This window comes from Sphingobacterium sp. MYb382 (assembly GCF_037572665.1).
Taxonomy (GTDB): domain Bacteria; phylum Bacteroidota; class Bacteroidia; order Sphingobacteriales; family Sphingobacteriaceae; genus Sphingobacterium.
Genome location: NZ_JBBGZT010000024.1, coordinates 27,671 through 44,823, shown reverse-complemented (window position 1 = coordinate 44,823; position 17,153 = coordinate 27,671). Strand labels below are relative to the sequence as shown.

The window sequence follows — 17,153 nt, the reverse complement described above, 5'->3', positions numbered from 1 at the left end:
TAAATGAGTAAACAAAATCCTTGGCACCAAATATCTCCTGGAAGTGATGTGCCAAATTCCGTGAATGCAATTATTGAAATTAGCAATGGTTCAAAAGGGAAATATGAATTAGACAAAGAAACCGGTCTTTTATTATTGGATCGTGTATTGAGTTCTTCTGTTGTATATCCAGCAAACTACGGTTTTATTCCGCAAACATACTGCGATGATAAAGATCCTTTGGATATCTTAGTGATCTGCTCGGTAGACATTATACCGATGACATTGGTAGATGCAAAAATTATTGGTGTTATGCACATGGTTGATGGTGGTGAGCAAGATGATAAGCTTATCGCTGTAGCTAAGAATGACCCAACTTATAACTATATTAACGATGTTGAACAGTTAGCTCCTCATGTAATGAAAGAGATTGTTCAATTTTTTGAAAGTTACAAAGCTTTAGAAAAGAAAGAAGTGATCGTTCAAGGTGTTGAAAACCGCGAAAAAGCACAGCAAGTTCTTTTAGAGAGTATTGCTTTGTATAACGAGACATTCAACAATAAATAAGCGATAACGCATGGGCCTCGACATTTTCTGGACGATATTTTTGGTAGCAGCTAACGGTTTTTTCGTAGCAGCGGAGTTTGCCATTGTTAAAGTTCGGGCCTCGCAGATTGAGCTTCAAGCTAAATCTGGGAGTAAAGTTGCTAAAATAGCAAAAAATATTACAGATCATTTAGATGGCTATCTTGCTGCAACGCAGTTAGGAATAACATTAGCTTCTCTTGCCCTTGGTTGGGTGGGAGAGGCTGTAATGACACAGATCGTCCAAGAGTTCTTTGGGCTTTTCAATGTGGAATTGACGGGACCGATTTCCAAAAATCTAGGTCACGTGCTTGCCTTCAGTATTATTACTGTACTTCATATTGTTTTTGGTGAGTTGGCACCTAAGTCTATTGCTATCCACCGACCAGTGGCTACAACGATGCGTATCGCTGTGCCGTTGCAATTTTTCTATTTCATCTTTAAACCTATTATTTGGGTGTTGAATGGCTTCGCCAACGCTTTACTCCGCATGATGGGCATTGAAGTACACGGACATGAGTCTAACCACTCTTCCGAGGAGCTTCAATATTTGTTGGAAAAAGGAAAGGAAAGTGGTGCTTTGAATACTTCGGAGCATGAGCTTATCAAGAACGTATTTGATTTCAATGAGCGTATTGTAAAAAATATTATGGTGCCCCGCACCAAGATTATTGCTGTCGAGATGGCCGATACGGCCGAAGACTTTATCAATACGGTTACCGAAGAGGGATATTCACGTATTCCTATTTACGATGATAACATCGACCAGATTGTAGGTATTGTACATACAAAAGATATCCTTCCTATCATTGTGAAAGGAAAAGAAGTAGTCTTAAAAGATATCATGCGTAAGCCTTACTTCATTCCGGAGACGAAGAAGATTAACGACTTGATGACGGAGTTTCAATTGAAACGTATTCAAATCGCAATTGTCTTGGATGAGTTCGGTGGAACAGCAGGTATGGTGACTTTGGAAGATATCGTCGAAGAGCTTGTTGGTGAGATTCAGGATGAGTACGATGAGGAAACACCTGTAGTGGAACGCATCTCTGAAACGGAGTATATGGTCGATGCAGGCTCTAGTGTGCATGATGCCAATGGCTATTTGCCTTTGTCATTGCCAGAGAGCTCTGACTATGATACCATTGCTGGTTTGGTGAGTCACTATTTTGAAAAAATACCTGATGTTGGCGAACGTATGGAAGTGGAAGGTTATTCTTTCACCATCATCAAAAAAACACAGCAAAATATTGAATTTGTGAAGTTGGATTTGGTGGAGCGTGCGGACGATGATTCGAGTAAAGATTAACAGTTAACTATGCATTTGTTTTATACAGCAGATATTGAACCTCATCATAAGCAATTTATCTTGAGTGAGGAGGAGAGTAAGCACGCTGTTCGTGTGTTGCGCTTAGTGCAGGGAGATAAAGTTCAGCTTATTGATGGTAGAGGTGGATGGTATGACGCTACGATTTTGGATCCACATCCAAAACGTACCGTTTTGCATATTGATGCCGTAGAGACCAATTATAAGGAGTCTAGTTATTCGTTACATGTGGCGGTAGCGCCCACGAAGAATATTGATCGTATCGAGTGGTTTTTGGAAAAAGCAACGGAGGTTGGTATTCAAGAAATCAGCCCTATTATTTCTGCACATTCAGAACGTAAGGAAGTAAAGGTCGACCGTCTGAATAAGGTGGTTATTTCAGCGATGAAGCAATCGTTGAAGGCCTATATGCCGAAAGTTAATCCTGCAATTACCTTTACCCAATTTTTAAAACAACAGTCTACCGTTGAAGGTGTGACGAAAATGATTGCTCACTGCGAAGATGGTACTAAGTCTTATCTTGCAGATGTATGCAAGCCAAAGGAAAAGTACCTTATCCTTATTGGTCCTGAGGGTGATTTCTCAACAGAGGAAATCCAGCAGGCATTAGCCGCAGGCTTTCAGCCTATCTCTTTAGGCGATAACAGGCTACGTACAGAGACTGCAGCTTTGATGAGCTGTTTGGAAGCATCTGTACTCAACCGTTAATTTTATATAGCCCCGAAGGAGGGGCTTCACTCATCTTTTTGCCATAATTTCTATTCTTTTCGTATAAATAGTAAGAAGCACTTACTTTTGTGCCATGGATAGAATTACAGCAATCAACACGGCCATAGCGCCGGAGCGCGAATCTTTGCTTCAACACCCTTTGTATGCGAAGATTCATGAGATAGATCATCTACGCAGTTTTACAGAAGGCCATGTGTATGCTGTTTGGGATTTTATGTCGCTATTAAAAGCACTACAGATTCAGCTTACATGTACAACGGTACCTTGGTTTGCTAGTACCTATCCAACAACACGTTATTTAATTAATGAAATTGTATTGGCTGAGGAGTCCGACGAATACGTAGATGGTCGTCGTTTGAGTCACTTTGAAATGTACCTCGACGCTATGGAGCGTATGGGGGCAGATACAGCAACGGTACAGAATTTTCTGAAGCAGGTACAGGCTAATCAAGATATCTTTAAAAGTATTGATGAATCAGGCTTAGATGTGCGCATTCAGGATTTTCTACGTTTCACCTTTGAGGTAGCCTTGAAAGGAAAACCACACGAAGTTGCTTCTGCCTTCACATTTGGTCGTGAGGATCTTATTCCAGATATGTTTACTTCTATTTTAAAAGAGATACAACAACGTTTTCCAGCCGTGGCTTTGGAGCATTTTGTTTACTATTTCCAGCGTCATATCGAGCTTGATGGGGATGAGCATGGTCCACTAGCGATGAAGATGATTGATGAGCTAGCAGGAGATGATGAGCAGAAATGGGAAGAGATGACGCAAGTGGCTAAGCAAGCGCTTCAAAAACGGATAAAATTATGGGATGCCATTTTAGATGCGCTTGCTTAGTCTTATTTCTACTTGACTAAGACAGCGTCAATAATCTGAATTTCCGCATTTCCTTTTAATGGTTCGGGATTAAATTTCATACGGCCTTTTACTTTAATAGGCTCTTCTGTGAATTTAACCGAGCCATTTTTCATAAATACCTCTACCATCGGTGGAATACCGTTGGAACCACAAAACATACATTGCATAACGGGTAATACCGAAATCATAAATGTGCTGTGTGTACGTCCGCTATTTAGGGGTACCAAGTAGCCAGGTAATTCCACTTCTTTATTTTCCAATGCCTTTAGCGCTGGTGGATAGGTTGGTGTATATACTTTTTTGCTTCCTTCATAGGTTACCTTATACATCATTTTGTCTATCGCTTCCCATGTTTTATTCATCATCGGTGTATGATCGGGAACATTTGAATCAGGGAATTTGCCTATTTGCGCATGTGCCATGCCTAAAGTAAGCAACGTAATAAATAGGGTTATTATACTTTTTTTCATGTTATTTGTCGGATAAAATAGTAGAGATAGATGTTTTATAAGCCTTGATAGCTGGAATTAATGCCGCTAAGATACCTAATATACAAGCTACAGCTATTAAAAGAAACTCTTTGTCGTTGACGACAAATGCTTGAATAAAATCGGCACTTTGGCTCGTCTGTTTATTGATGAAGTATAGGGCTAGGTGGCCTAAGGTTAGTCCGATGATGCCTCCCAAAAAGGTGATAATCCAACCTTCTAGAATAACAAGCCCGAATAGTTTGCCTTTAGAAGCGCCCATGCTACGCATAATCGCTAAGTCGTACTTTCTGTCTTTTAAAGCATTGTACAAGCTGATGAAGACGCTCAAACCAGCGATAAACATTATGATGTAAGCTAGTATAGCTAGCGAGTCTAAGCCTACGCCCAATAAACCAAAGAGGCGTGAGCTTTCAATCGCTGGCGATGCCGCCTGCATATCTGTAGATTGATTGACCAAGCGAGGGATAACACCGATGGCTGCTGGTGAGCTATACTTAATAAGTAAAGCCGTAACTTCTTCACCACGGTCTTCAACCATGTCATCTCCAATGTTTTTGACGAAAACGTCAGGTCTTGGTCTTTCAGAAACATATTCTTCAACAGGCTGAGCAGGTGCTGCTTTCGCACTATCGACTACCTCTGTTGGTGTTGTTTTTGCTAATACTTGTGTTGTTGTATCTACCGCTTGTGTCCCTGTTTCTGGAGTAGGCGTTACCGCTACAGTTGCCGGCGATTCTGCTTTAGGGGCTGTTGTTGGATGCGCGTGGTCATGATCGTGGTCGTGGTCATGTGCATGGTCGTCATGTTGATGATCTTCATCGGCATGGTCATGCGCTAGTCCATGTACATCCCAAACGCTCTCCAAGTTGCAGAGGATAAGGTTATCAACGACCGAGTTTGAGATATCTAAGATACCCACTACGCGAAAAGGATGTTCATCATGCACATGTCCTTCGGCAGCGAGTCCATGTGAAGTATGGAAAGAATCACCAATTTTTAGTCCTTGCTTACGGGCTACTTCAGCACCAATAACTGCTTCGAATGCTTTTTTCCAAACAGCACCTTGATCTAAGCGTAGTTCATAAAGGCTGAAATAGGAAGGCTCGGTCCCTATAAGGCGATGGCCTTTATAATTATCACCTAAGGAGATGGGAACCGCAAGTTCAACAAAAGGGTTTTCTGCCAATCTGCGTGCTTCACTAAGCTTAATATTTCCCGTAGGGTTATCTACATGGTAAAGGGAGCTTAAGATAAGCTGTAAGGGGCTACCTTTGGCCCCCACAACAAGGTCAATATTTTTACTGTTATTGCTGAGTTGCTTCTCAAAGCTATCGCCTGTGATATAGATTACACAAAGTATAGCTACTCCAAATGCCGTCAGGAGGATGCTCAGTAGGGTGGATCCCAACTGTTGTTTACAATTTTTCCAGACAAGTTGTATATTATTCATAGCTACAGTTGGTATGCGTTTGTAAAATGATCTTTAATCCGTTTGTCATGCGTTGCGATAAGCAAAGTAGAGCCATATTCATTAGCAAGGTCAAACAGGAGCTGGAGAACACGCTCCGTATTGGTATCATCTAATGATGCTGTAGGCTCATCGGCAAGGATTAACCCTGGTCGGTTGATTAAGGCACGTGCTATAGCTACGCGCTGTTTCTGTCCACGGCTTAACTGGTTGGGTAGACTATTCGCTTTATCTGTAAGCTGCAAGCTGTGCAACAAGTTATGGATGCGCGTTTCGTCGATACTATTTTTCGCTAGCGACTGGGCTAGTTTAATATTCTCTACAACGCTTAAGTTGCGAAGCAGATGCGCTTCCTGGAAGATGAATCCTAAATTTTGTGCACGGAAAGCATCCCTTTTAGAGCTGCCTAAACTGTAGAGGTCATGACCTAATAGTCGTACTTCACCCGCTGTAGGCGGTGTTAATCCACTCAATAGGTGTAGTAAGGTTGTTTTCCCTGTTCCTGAATCGCCTAGCAACAAGCTATGTTGATGTGCTTGTATTGCTATATCCGGGAATGATAAGGGAGTAGCCTCAGGGTATTGGAAGCTTAATCCTTGTGCTGATAATACTGTGTTCGCCATAATATGCTCGAATATGTCGCAAAATACTAACAATTCTATAGAAGTCCGAATAATCAAGTAGCGAGCTTCGGCATCTAACAAAAAAAATACAAAAGAAATATTGTTGCATTAAGAAAAGTGTGAGTTTGTGTTGTGTATCCAACTGTGGTGCCCCCGAGTGGTATGTGCTTGTTTTATGCTTGTTAACAATTTATTAACCATAGTATGATATAATAGTAATTTAAGGTTAATAATTGGCTAATATTTACTTCATAGTATTGCAACATAATATTAACAAGCTATGAACAAGTTTAACTTTTATTTTGCTCTAATCATTTCACTTATTCTTTTGCAGGCTTCCATTGCGGCAGCACAACAATTCGGTGTAAAGGGGAAGGTCTTAGATGTCGAAACTTTTAAACCTATTCCAGGGGTAAGTATCAAAGTCGTTAACACTGCTTACGCTACGTCTACGAATGAAAATGGCGAGTTCGTTATTGAGCTTCCAAACAAAGTTACCGATTATACTTTGGTCAGTAGTTACCTAGGTTACAAGCCCGATTCTACAAATTTTAAATTACAAGTAAGCAGCTGGTCATTTGTTCCTGTATCGTTGCTAAGCACTAGTTCTACGTTGGACGCTGTTGTCGTTACACGAAGACGTGAGCAAGCTAGCGAGATTGCTTTATTAGATGAACGCCGTCTTTCGTCCCTTACGGTCGAAAAAATTGGGGCAGAAGAGCTGTCACGTAAGGGAATTGATGATGCGGCTTCAGCATTAGCTAAAATGTCGGGTATCTCCAAACAGGAAGGGAATTCCCAGCTTTATGTGCGTGGTTTGGGCGATCGTTATATCTCAACCTCTTTAAACGGATTGCCTATTCCATCAAATAATCCGAGTTTGAAGAATATTGCCTTAGCTATGTTTAATACGGATGTCGTGGATTATGTTGGAGTAGATAAATTACATAGCGCTGGTTTGAATGGTGATTTCGGTGGTGCACGTGTGGATATCGCATCGAAGGACTATAAAGGAGAACAATTGTTTGAAGTCTCTCTAGGAAGTACAATAAACACGAATGTGCTTAGCAATACGGATAAACTTTATATGCAAGATGGACCTAATTTTTGGGGATTCTCAAATTACAAGGTTCCTGCTGATGCGACAGGAAGTTACCACTTTAAAAATAGCTGGGTAGATAAAAAGAAGGCTATGACTCCTATTAATTTTGGATTCAAAGCTGGAAATGCTTACAAAATTGGTACAGAGGGGCGTCTAAGCTTATTTGCTACTGCAAATTTTGCAAACGGATTTGGATACCGTGAGGGGGTAAATAATAATTACAGTTCGCAGGGAGCTAAATTAAGAGCTTTAGATCAACAACGGGTGAGTTATACGACGTCTAGTACAGGGATGCTTAACGCTAATTATCAGGCAAATAGTAGAACTAAATTGGCTTATAACTTCTTGTTTGTGAATACGTCAGATCAGTATCGTGATAATTTCACTGGTTATCTTGTCGATAAGGCTGAGGATAATAATGGGTTGATTCAACGTGGCGTTTATGAACAAACGCAATTAATTATTAACCAATTATTAGGGAAGCATCAATTGAATGAAAAGGTAGACCTACAATGGGGACTTGCTTATAACCGTGTCAATGGAGATATGCCTGATCGTATGCAAAGTACGTTAAGATCGTTAGAAAATGGAGACTGGGTATTTGTGCGTAATAACTCTGCCGACAATCACCGTTATACGCATCATTTGACTGAGGATGAAATCGCTGGAAATATTGCTGCAAGCTACAAATTGGGTACTTCTGATCGTGGAAAGTTGACTGTAGGCTTTGATGGTAGAAAGAAGAAGAGAGCGCTGAAAGCAATTCAATTAAACTTTGATATTCGTCCAGATTACCGTACGGTTCCTGTTGATCCTAAAAATCTAGATGCTATTTTAAATCAAGCAAATTATGGTATAGCCTATGATTTAGAATCATTCTCTGGCAATGGTTATCAAACCTATAATGGTGATCAAGATATCTACTCGGGATATGCCAGTTTAGATTATAAATTGACGGATCGCCTGACTTCTGTTGTAGGGTTTCGCTATGAGAATATTAAACAATATATCGATTATTATAGCATTGAGATGCCTGCTGGAGGGAACAATACGTTCACAAAAAATGGTTTTCTACCTAGCTTGAACATGAAGTATACTTTAAATGATAAACAAAATTTGCGTTTTGGAGCAAGTAAAACCTACACCTTGCCACAGTTTAAAGAACGTGCCCTATTTCCTTTTGAGGAAGAAAACAACACGTATATCGGTAACCCTTATTTGTATCCATCAGATAATTACAATGTGGACTTAAAATGGGAGATGTTTCCTACATCGTCAGAGTTACTTTCTGTTAGTGCGTTTGGTAAGTTAATTCAGAATCCAATCAATCAAATTACCATTAGTTCAGCAACAAATGATATCTCTTATTTGAATACTGGAGATAAAGGTTATGTATATGGGGTAGAATTAGAGTTGAAAAAGGACTTATTGACTTTTAATGGAGGACAAGATAAATTATCCTTTGGATTTAATAGTGCCTTAATGCGTACGACACAAGATTTGGACGCGACGAAGGTAAATAGGGAAACAAAGGGTTTGTTTAACATTGATGTGAAATCTAAAGCTGGGTTTACGGGGGCATCAGATTTATTGATCAATGCTGATTTATCCTACATGAAAAAGTTTAATGCAGCAAGAAGTCTTTCCGCGACAGTTCTTTATAATTACTATTCAGATAAGTTATTTGCTATTGGTGTAAATGGTCTGGGCGATCAGGTAGATAAAGGCTTAGGTGGTTTAGATTTTATTTTAAAAAGTAAACTTTCCAAGAAGGTGGGCTTAGATTTTTCTGCGAGAAATATATTGAATCCATCCTTTGAAAGATGGCAAGAGGATGCTATTCCAGTAAAAGTATTATCCTACAAGCGTGGTGTAAATTTTGGACTATCGCTCAAATACCAACTTTAAATGTTAATTAATGTAAGCTTAACATCTTATTAATCATATAGATAAATTGTATCCATTTCTTTGTTATTAACTGAGCAAAAACTATAAAACGAAAAATAATGAAAAAATCAATTTCTACACTACTAATCCTAGCAGCATTATCTTCATCTGCTGTTGTACTTACTACAGCTTGTAGTAGCAAAGATAATGTTGAAACTCCACCAACGGGGAATTTTGATCGAGATAATTTACAAGGAACAATTAAATCTGGTGAGAACCTTGTTTTGGAATCAGGTACGTACAAGTTGACGGGTGCATTGACAGTTGAAAAAGGCGGTAAATTAACGATTAAGCCTGGCGTTATCGTAGAGGCTACGAAGTTTGTTTCTGGTCAGCAGATTCGTTATATCGCGGTTGCACAAGGTGGACAAATCTTTGCAGAAGGAACAAGTAGCAAGCCTATTGTAATCACTTCAGCAGAGAAAGTGCCAGGAGCATGGGGTGGTATCGTACTTTGTGGTAATGCACCAATTAATAAAGGGGCAACAGCAAGTGCGGAGGTATCTAACTTGACATATGGTGGTACAGTAGCAAATGATAACTCAGGTATTCTTAAATATGTTCGAATTGAGTATTCAGGTTATGCATACAATAGTGAAAAAGAATTTAATGGCCTTTCCATGTTTGGTGTAGGTAGTGGTACAACAATTGAATATGTACAAGTACACGAAGGTGCTGATGATGGTTTTGAGTGGTTCGGTGGTACGGTTAACTCAAAATTCTTGGTATCAACTTCCAACGAAGATGATCAATTTGACTGGACAGAAGGATGGAATGGTACAAATGAAAATTGGTATGGTAAAGAAGGTTTAGGAAGAGGAAATAGAGGTATTGAGGCTGATAACAATGCTACCAATCATAAAGCAAATCCGATTGCAAATCCTAAGATTAAAAATCTAACCTTAATAGGTTTGGGTAACCAAGGGCCAGAACCACAAGCAATCAAAATGCGTGTAGGTACAAATGGTAGTTTTGATAATGTTGTTTTGAGTAATTGGAATGTAGGTTTTGATATTCAGCATGATGAAAGTATCGCTTTTATTAACGCAGGTGAACTTAAAGCAACGAATGTTAGATTCGATAATGTACCAACAAAATCTAAAGGGTCTAATACCGCAGGTGCTGCAGTAGATGTTAGCAAATTGTTTACAGAAAAAGCTGATGCTACAGGTGCAGGTGCTGGAACAGCAACGCCAGAATGGGCTAAAGGCTGGACAGTGGGTATCTAAGCTCATCCTATAATAGCAAGAAGTTAGACCGTATCGCAATGTATATTGCGATACGGTTTTTTTTTGTGCTAGAATTTAGTGCTATCGAAATTGTATTTCAGCTAACTGCTATATTGACGTAGGCTATTTGTGGCATAAATGGAAGTTAAATTATATAGGTCGTAACGATAACAGCGTTGACTTTCTGAAAAATTAACGTGAATGAGAGTGGTTTTTATCGTCTAGTACAATTCGAATGCACCTTGTTGGGTGTTTTTTTTGTTCTTTAAGGCTGAATGAAAAGATGTTGGTAAAAGGGGAGGGAGTGGATGCATATAGTTTTGGCTTTTACTTTATAAATTTCTTATCTTCGTGCAATGGATAATTTTATTGTATCGGCTCGGAAATATCGCCCTGTAACCTTCGACTCTGTCGTAGGTCAACAGCATATTACAGGCACCCTAAAAAACGCAATCCACCACAACCAACTGGCGCAAGCTTTTTTGTTCTGTGGACCGCGTGGTGTAGGGAAGACTACTTGTGCCCGAATTTTAGCCAAAACAATAAACTGTGAAAATGTTTCCGACCAGATTGAAGCGTGTGGCACTTGTGATAGCTGTCGCTCTTTCCAGCAAGGAAATTCCTTCAGTATCCATGAGCTTGATGCTGCATCGAACAACTCCGTAGATGATATTCGTAGCCTAATCGAGCAAGTGCGTATACCGCCACAAACAGGAAAGTATAAAATCTATATCATTGATGAGGTGCACATGCTTTCGCAAGCGGCCTTCAATGCTTTTCTGAAAACATTGGAAGAACCACCTTCCTATGCAATCTTTATCTTGGCGACCACCGAGAAGCATAAAATATTGCCTACTATTCTTTCACGTTGTCAGATTTTTGACTTCAATAGAATTAAAGTAGATGATATGGCTTCCCATTTGGCCGCTATCGCGGATAAGGAAAGTATTACCTACGAACAAGACGGTTTACACATCATCGCCCAAAAGGCGGATGGCGGATTGCGTGATGCGCTTTCTATGTTTGACCAGATTGTCAGCTTCTCGAATAAAAATATCACCTATCAGTCTGTTATTGATAATCTGAACATCTTAGATTATGATTATTATTTTAAGCTGATTGATGGTATCGCAAAAGAAGAGGCTGCAGATGCTTTATTAATCTTTGATAAAGTGTTGAATAATGGCTTTGATGGCGGTCATTTTATTGGCGGTCTATCCAACCATTTGCGTAATCTATTGGTCGCTAAAGAGCCTGCAACACTCAAGTTGTTGGAAGTTAGTGATACCATTAAACGTAAGTATTTAGCGCAAGCGCAAGCCTTGAGTTCAGGCTTATTGCTTTCCGCGTTGAATATTGCGAATCAGTGTGAGATAAACTACAAAAGCAGTAAAAACCAACGTCTTCAAGTGGAGTTGGCTTTATTGAAGATGTGCCATATAAGTGCAGCAATCTTGCTAAGTCAGCAAGGTTCATTCACACCTTCAACGGGAGTTTAAGTAAAAAAAAAACTACCTGAGCAACCCGTAGCTATGCCAGCAGCAGCGCCAACGCCTGTAGCGACCCCAGCAGTGGCCCCTGCAGCGGTAAATCCTCCTGCACAAGAAGCTGCTCGTTCAGCAGCAACTCCAGCATCAGCGTCGCCATCCATTGCCGCAGAAGAGCCCGCAAAGCCTGCTCCTGTGAAAAAAGGATGGGGAAAGATTGAATCAGCTGTTCAAGTACCTAATTTGAATACTATTTTCGAGGAGAAAGCAACGGAAGAAGCTGCAGAAATCGACCTCGTAGAGGGGAATGACTTTCAGGAAGTAACGTTAAATAGTTTTCTTGCCAAATGGAACGAGTTTGCCGCAACGCTTAAAAATACAAGACGTGTAACCTTGTATATGTTGATGACGAATACACCTCCTCGCTTGAATGGAACTAGCATTGAGATTGATGTAGAGAATGCCGTTCAGTTGGATGAGTTGAAGTTAGGGAAAATCGATATCCTGAATTTCTTACGCGTAGAGCTTCGGAATTTTTCTTTGGATATACAGCCGGTACAAGCGGAGCTTACCCAAGCGCGCAAGCCTTATACCTCGCAAGAGAAATATAATGCCATGGTGACAAAAAATCCAGCCTTAGACAACCTTCGTAAAGCATTTAACCTGGGATTGAGTTAATCCCGTAAAAAGCCTATTAATTTCTTATCTTTGCCTAAATCTAAAAAAATATTGTTTTTTAGGTTTGTTTATACATTTTATACAATTTCAATATGCAACAAAACTTCCAACGAAGAGATCGAGACGATAAAAGAGAATCCAACCAAATGGTATTTGGTATTCGGGCTGTCATTGAAGCGATAGATAGTGGCAAGGAAATCGAATCTATATTTGTGCAACGTGGGTTGGGAGGAAGCTTATTTTTAGAGCTTAAAGCGATATTGAAAGAGCATAATATTGGTTTTCAATTGGTTCCTGTAGAAAAACTAAACCGCATTACGCGTAAAAACCACCAAGGGGTAATTGGTGTAATTTCGCCGATTACATATCATGATATCGAAAGCTTATTGCCTACGATTTATGAAAAAGGAGAGACTCCTTTGTTGTTGATGTTGGATGGCGTAACAGATGTACGTAATATGGGAGCTATTGCACGTACGGCAGAATGTGCTGGTGTGCATGCTATTATTGTGCCTAGAAAAGGGTCAGCAGAGATAAATCCAGATGCAATCAAAACATCTGCAGGAGCTTTATATAAAATTCCTGTTTGTCGTCAAGATTCATTGGGTAAAATTGGTCGTTTCTTAATTGAATCGGGTGTTCAGTTGGTGGTAAGTACCGAGAAAACTAACGACTCAATTTATGATGTTGATTATACGGTACCTACTTGTGTGATTATGGGAGCTGAGGATGTAGGGGTTTCTGATGAGTTAATCCGTATCTCCGATAAATTAGCTAAGATTCCAATGTCAGGTACAATTGGTTCGTTAAACGTATCCGTATCTGCGGGAGTTGTTATTTACGAAGCAATCAGACAACGCGGATAGGTTATTAACATAACGTTGTGCTTTTTGCACAATATGTGGAAAACCTGTTAGCATCTTCTTTAGGTAGATGTTAACAGGTTTTTTTTATGATGTTTTCTTCCGTGCATCTCTTTTGGCTTATTCGAAAAATAGGAGGGCGGTAATTGTTTGACTACTGTAGCTCGTATTATATCTTCTTATGTCTGTTGTTAATGGTCCTTAGAAATAATTGGAATAACAAAAAAAAGCGGCTGTCCTTGTCGAACAGCCGCTTTCTTTATATACTATTGGAAAACTAATATTTAGATCTTGGAGAACCAGAGCTTTGACGTTTGCCAGAGAAATCTCTGAAACCGCCTTCACTTCTTTCTCTACGTTCGCCACCGCCGTTACGACTACCGTAACCACCAGAGCGCTCGCCGCGACCAGAACGGTCACCACCACCTCTACGTTCGCCACCGCCACTGCGGCCACCATAGCCACCGCCGCCGGAGCGTTCGCCACGACCACGACCACCACCACTACGGCTACCTTCAGCACGGTCTCCCGATACTTCGATACGTACTTGACGGCCATTGAAGTCGATGTCATTGAATCCTTCGAATACTTTAGTTACTTCAGCATCTTCTACTTCGAAGAATGTGAAAACACCTTTTAAGTCAATTTTACCAATTGATTTACCAGAAATTTTCGCTGTGTTACAGATGAAACCAAGCATATCTCCACGGCTAAACTCATCAACAGAACCTAAGTTCATAAATAAGCGTGTGAAGCCTTTGGATCCTGCGCGACTTCTACGGTCATCACGTTCACCTCTTTCGCCTCTAGCACTTTCGCGAGCATCAAGATTTAAATCTGGAGCATCTTTGTAGTAATCTAAGAAACGGTTGAACTCTAAGGATGCAAAACGTTTGATGATATCTTCTTTCGATAAATCTTCCATGGTTTCCATGATAGATGGCAAGAAAGGCTCGATACGTTCTTCGTCAATCGTTACATTGTGAATTTTATCTACAATAGCTAAAAGTTGTTTTGCACAAACTTCGTCGCCTTGAGGAACTTCTTTCTTTTCGAAAGATTTACCAATGATTTTTTCAATGTGACGGATCTTACTTTGTTCTTTAATGTTTACTAAAGATAAAGAGATACCTGTTTTACCAGCACGCGCTGTACGACCAGAACGGTGTGTGTAGTTTTCTACTTCATCAGGAAGAGAGAAGTTGATAACGTGTGTTACATCGTTTACGTCAATACCACGAGCTGCTACGTCTGTCGCGATCAACAACTGTAAGCTGCGGTCACGGTAACGTTTCATTACCTTATCACGTTGTTGTTGTGAAAGGTCTCCATGTAAAGAGTCTGCATTATAGCCATCACGTACTAAAGCTTCCGCAATCTCTTGCGTTTCGATTTTTGTACGGCAGAAAACAATACCGAAAATTTCTGGATAGAAATCCACAATACGTTTGAACGCCGCATATTTATCTTTAGCCTTAATTAAATAATAATGGTGCTCAATGTTTGCATTCCCTGTGTTTTTTGTACCTACAGTAAGCTCGAAGGGATTGCTCATGTAGTTTTGTGCGATACGACGCACTTCTTTTGGCATTGTCGCCGAAAACAACCATGTTTTCTTTGTGCCTGGAGTTTCCGAAAGGATATTGTTGATATCTTCTTGGAATCCCATGTTCAACATCTCATCTGCTTCGTCTAATACAACGTATTTTACGTCAGAGAAGTCGATGGCATTTCTGCCGATAATGTCTAACATACGTCCTGGTGTTGCTACAACGATTTGTACACCACGACGGATTTGACGCAATTGATCAGAAATGTTTGCACCACCGTATACTGCAACAACGTGAACGTTGTCGATATACTTGGAAAATTTCTCGATGTCTTTTGCGATTTGTAAGCATAGCTCGCGAGTAGGACAAAGTACTAACGCTTGCGGGTGCTTTTGAGAAAAGTCAATTAACTCTAAAAGTGGAAGACCAAATGCCGCTGTCTTTCCTGTGCCGGTTTGGGCTAATCCGACAAAATCGTCGTTACCAGTCAATAAAACAGGAATGGCTTTTTCCTGAATAGGAGATGGTTTTTCAAAACCAATCTCAGTGATGGCGTTAACAACTTCATGACGGATTCCCAATTCTGAAAATGGGTTCATGAAAATAATTATACAATAGGCTCTATTGCCTAAGGCGGTGCAAAGATAAGTAAAATTTTTTAATTAGTATAATTATCAGGTCATTAGTTGTTTAAATAATGTAATCGATTCGCTACATCTGCTGGAGCGCCTGTTTATGAAGGGATAAGCTATTTCTTGCCCACAAATACGATAGGGGTATTTTTGTGGGCCTGCTAAGTAAGGTTCTTGCTAAACGAAAGAAGCCTCCAGTAGGAGGCTTCTTTGTTGTATTATAGTTAACTAATGTCTAGTATAACGTGAATTCTACACGACGGTTTGCTTGACGGCCATCTGCTGTTGCATTTGTAGCAATAGGTTGTGTTGGTCCGTAGCCAGTCGCTTCGATACGTGAAGCATTAGCTCCTTTAGATACTAAGTATGCTTTTACAGACTCTGCTCTTTCTTTCGATAAGCGTAAGTTTAATTCCATAGAGCCTGTGTTGTCTGTGTGACCAGCAAGTTTTAAACTGAAGTTTTTCTCAATTAAAATTGCAGCTACACGGTCAAGAGATTCGTAAGATTTCGTGCGGATTGTAGATTTACCTGTCTCAAACTCTAAGTTTTTGATAGCCTCATCAACAACGCGTTTGTCTTCTTCTGTTACGATTTTCTCGATGATTTTTGTCTCATGTTTGATTTCTGGAAGCGGACATCCTGATCCATCTACTTTCGTACCTGAAGGTGTGTTTGGACATTTGTCGTATTTGTTTGGTACGCCATCTCCATCATCATCTTTCAAGTCATTCTCTAAGTTATCTAAACGAGATGTTAAGGCACCATTAGATGCTTTTAATGCATCACGCTCTGCTTTTAAAGCATCGTAACGTAAGTTGTTGTCCTCGATTAAAGTCGCTACAGGGTTGCTGTTTCCTAAGTATGGTTTGCTTGGTGATCCCAATGCAAATTCAACACCTGCGTGGATGTATGTGAATACATCTGGAGTGAACGTGCCATTAACAACACCATCGAAGTTTTTGTTAACGAAGTTCAATTGGTAACCTAAATCAAAGTTTACACCTTTAGAGATTGCAAATTTCAAACCGATATCAGCAGGAACATACATCTTCGTGATTTTATCGTTTGTTGTTTTTGCTGATCCAGCGATTAAAGTTGTTTCACTGTTCATCACACCAAGACCTAACGATGCGTAAGGCTTGATGATGCTGTTGTACAATCTCCAACTTGTGTTTGCTAGAGTGAACTCACCAGATAACGCTACAGAGTAAGGTACCTTTGTTTCAAAACCTGTTCCTAGTTCTGGATTGTTACCAGCTACTTTACCACCCAAATACTGTGCTTTAATACCAAAAGATGGTGTTAATTGGTTTTTGATGTACAAACTGTAGCCCGCATTTGTCTTCATGTCGGTGTTACCACGACGAGCAAAGTGGAATAAGTTTGTTTGGTTTAAGATACCACCGTTCACACCAATAGACCACGTACGGTATTGGGTAACGTCTCCTAGTGGCGTAGTGCCTTCAACGGTAGATTTGTTTTGTGCATGTGCGCCTACGGATAATAATCCAGCAGCTAATAAAAATGAAAAGGTCTTCAGATTTCTCATACTTGTTTTTATTTTTTATCCAAAAGTATAGTTTTTAATAGTTAACTCT

General features: G+C 40.0%; 14 protein-coding genes. 9 read left to right on the top strand and 5 right to left on the bottom strand.

Features of this window, described 5'->3' with window-relative positions:
• The first annotated feature begins 3 nt into the window (after positions 1-3).
• The 4 genes from WH223_RS10830 to WH223_RS10815 all read left to right on the top strand — a co-directional run bounded on the left by WH223_RS10830 (position 4) and on the right by WH223_RS10815 (position 3,461).
• Positions 4-546, top strand: a complete 543-nt coding sequence (locus tag WH223_RS10830; RefSeq protein WP_340047658.1) for an inorganic diphosphatase — start codon at positions 4-6, stop codon at positions 544-546.
• 10 nt (positions 547-556) lie between these two features.
• The gene (locus WH223_RS10825; protein WP_340047657.1) at positions 557-1,873 is read left to right on the top strand and encodes a hemolysin family protein; all 1,317 of its coding nucleotides are present in this window, start codon (positions 557-559) and stop codon (positions 1,871-1,873) included.
• Between the two features lie 9 nt (positions 1,874-1,882).
• Positions 1,883-2,599 carry a 16S rRNA (uracil(1498)-N(3))-methyltransferase gene (locus WH223_RS10820; protein ID WP_340047656.1) on the top strand — a complete coding sequence of 239 codons (717 nt, stop codon included), beginning with the start codon at positions 1,883-1,885 and terminating at the stop codon, positions 2,597-2,599.
• Between the two features lie 94 nt (positions 2,600-2,693).
• The gene (locus WH223_RS10815; RefSeq protein ID WP_340047655.1) at positions 2,694-3,461 is read left to right on the top strand and encodes a DUF3050 domain-containing protein; all 768 of its coding nucleotides are present in this window, start codon (positions 2,694-2,696) and stop codon (positions 3,459-3,461) included.
• Between the two features lie 8 nt (positions 3,462-3,469).
• On the opposite strand, the gene WH223_RS10810 is transcribed toward WH223_RS10815, so the two are convergent.
• From WH223_RS10810 to WH223_RS10800, 3 genes are read right to left on the bottom strand one after another with little or no spacing between them, the layout of a single operon-like run.
• Positions 3,470-3,952: a hypothetical protein gene (locus tag WH223_RS10810; RefSeq protein WP_340047654.1), complete on the bottom strand. Its 483-nt coding sequence runs from the start codon at positions 3,950-3,952 to the stop codon at positions 3,470-3,472.
• 1 nt (position 3,953) lies between these two features.
• Positions 3,954-5,423, bottom strand: coding sequence for an ABC transporter permease (locus WH223_RS10805; RefSeq protein ID WP_340047653.1), 1,470 nt, complete (start codon positions 5,421-5,423; stop codon positions 3,954-3,956).
• 2 nt (positions 5,424-5,425) lie between these two features.
• Positions 5,426-6,064 (bottom strand): ABC transporter ATP-binding protein, encoded by a 639-nt coding sequence (locus WH223_RS10800; RefSeq protein WP_340047652.1) that lies wholly within the window; start codon positions 6,062-6,064, stop codon positions 5,426-5,428.
• A 280-nt stretch (positions 6,065-6,344) separates the two neighbouring features.
• Between WH223_RS10800 and WH223_RS10795 the strand changes: the two genes are divergently transcribed.
• The 5 genes from WH223_RS10795 (at position 6,345) to rlmB (ending at position 13,373) form a co-directional block, all read left to right on the top strand.
• Positions 6,345-9,074, top strand: coding sequence for a TonB-dependent receptor (locus WH223_RS10795; protein ID WP_340047650.1), 2,730 nt, complete (start codon positions 6,345-6,347; stop codon positions 9,072-9,074).
• Between the two features lie 98 nt (positions 9,075-9,172).
• On the top strand, positions 9,173-10,342 hold the full coding sequence (locus tag WH223_RS10790; protein WP_340047649.1) for a hypothetical protein: 1,170 nt from the start codon (positions 9,173-9,175) through the stop codon (positions 10,340-10,342).
• 356 nt (positions 10,343-10,698) lie between these two features.
• Entirely contained in the window at positions 10,699-11,841 is a 1,143-nt protein-coding gene (locus WH223_RS10785; RefSeq protein ID WP_340047648.1) for a DNA polymerase III subunit gamma/tau, read from the top strand.
• Positions 11,842-11,874: 33 nt separating this feature from the next.
• Positions 11,875-12,507 carry a hypothetical protein gene (locus WH223_RS10780; protein WP_340047647.1) on the top strand — a complete coding sequence of 211 codons (633 nt, stop codon included), beginning with the start codon at positions 11,875-11,877 and terminating at the stop codon, positions 12,505-12,507.
• 92 nt (positions 12,508-12,599) lie between these two features.
• Positions 12,600-13,373 carry a 23S rRNA (guanosine(2251)-2'-O)-methyltransferase RlmB gene (gene rlmB / locus WH223_RS10775; RefSeq protein WP_340047645.1) on the top strand — a complete coding sequence of 258 codons (774 nt, stop codon included), beginning with the start codon at positions 12,600-12,602 and terminating at the stop codon, positions 13,371-13,373.
• Between the two features lie 274 nt (positions 13,374-13,647).
• Here the strand turns inward: rlmB and WH223_RS10770 are convergent, their stop codons facing one another.
• Together WH223_RS10770 and WH223_RS10765 are read right to left on the bottom strand one after the other, a co-directional pair.
• The gene (locus WH223_RS10770) at positions 13,648-15,519 is read right to left on the bottom strand and encodes a DEAD/DEAH box helicase (RefSeq protein WP_340047643.1); all 1,872 of its coding nucleotides are present in this window, start codon (positions 15,517-15,519) and stop codon (positions 13,648-13,650) included.
• A gap of 268 nt (positions 15,520-15,787) precedes the next feature.
• Positions 15,788-17,104, bottom strand: coding sequence for an OmpA family protein (locus WH223_RS10765; RefSeq protein WP_340047642.1), 1,317 nt, complete (start codon positions 17,102-17,104; stop codon positions 15,788-15,790).
• Between the last annotated feature and the right edge of the window lie 49 nt (positions 17,105-17,153).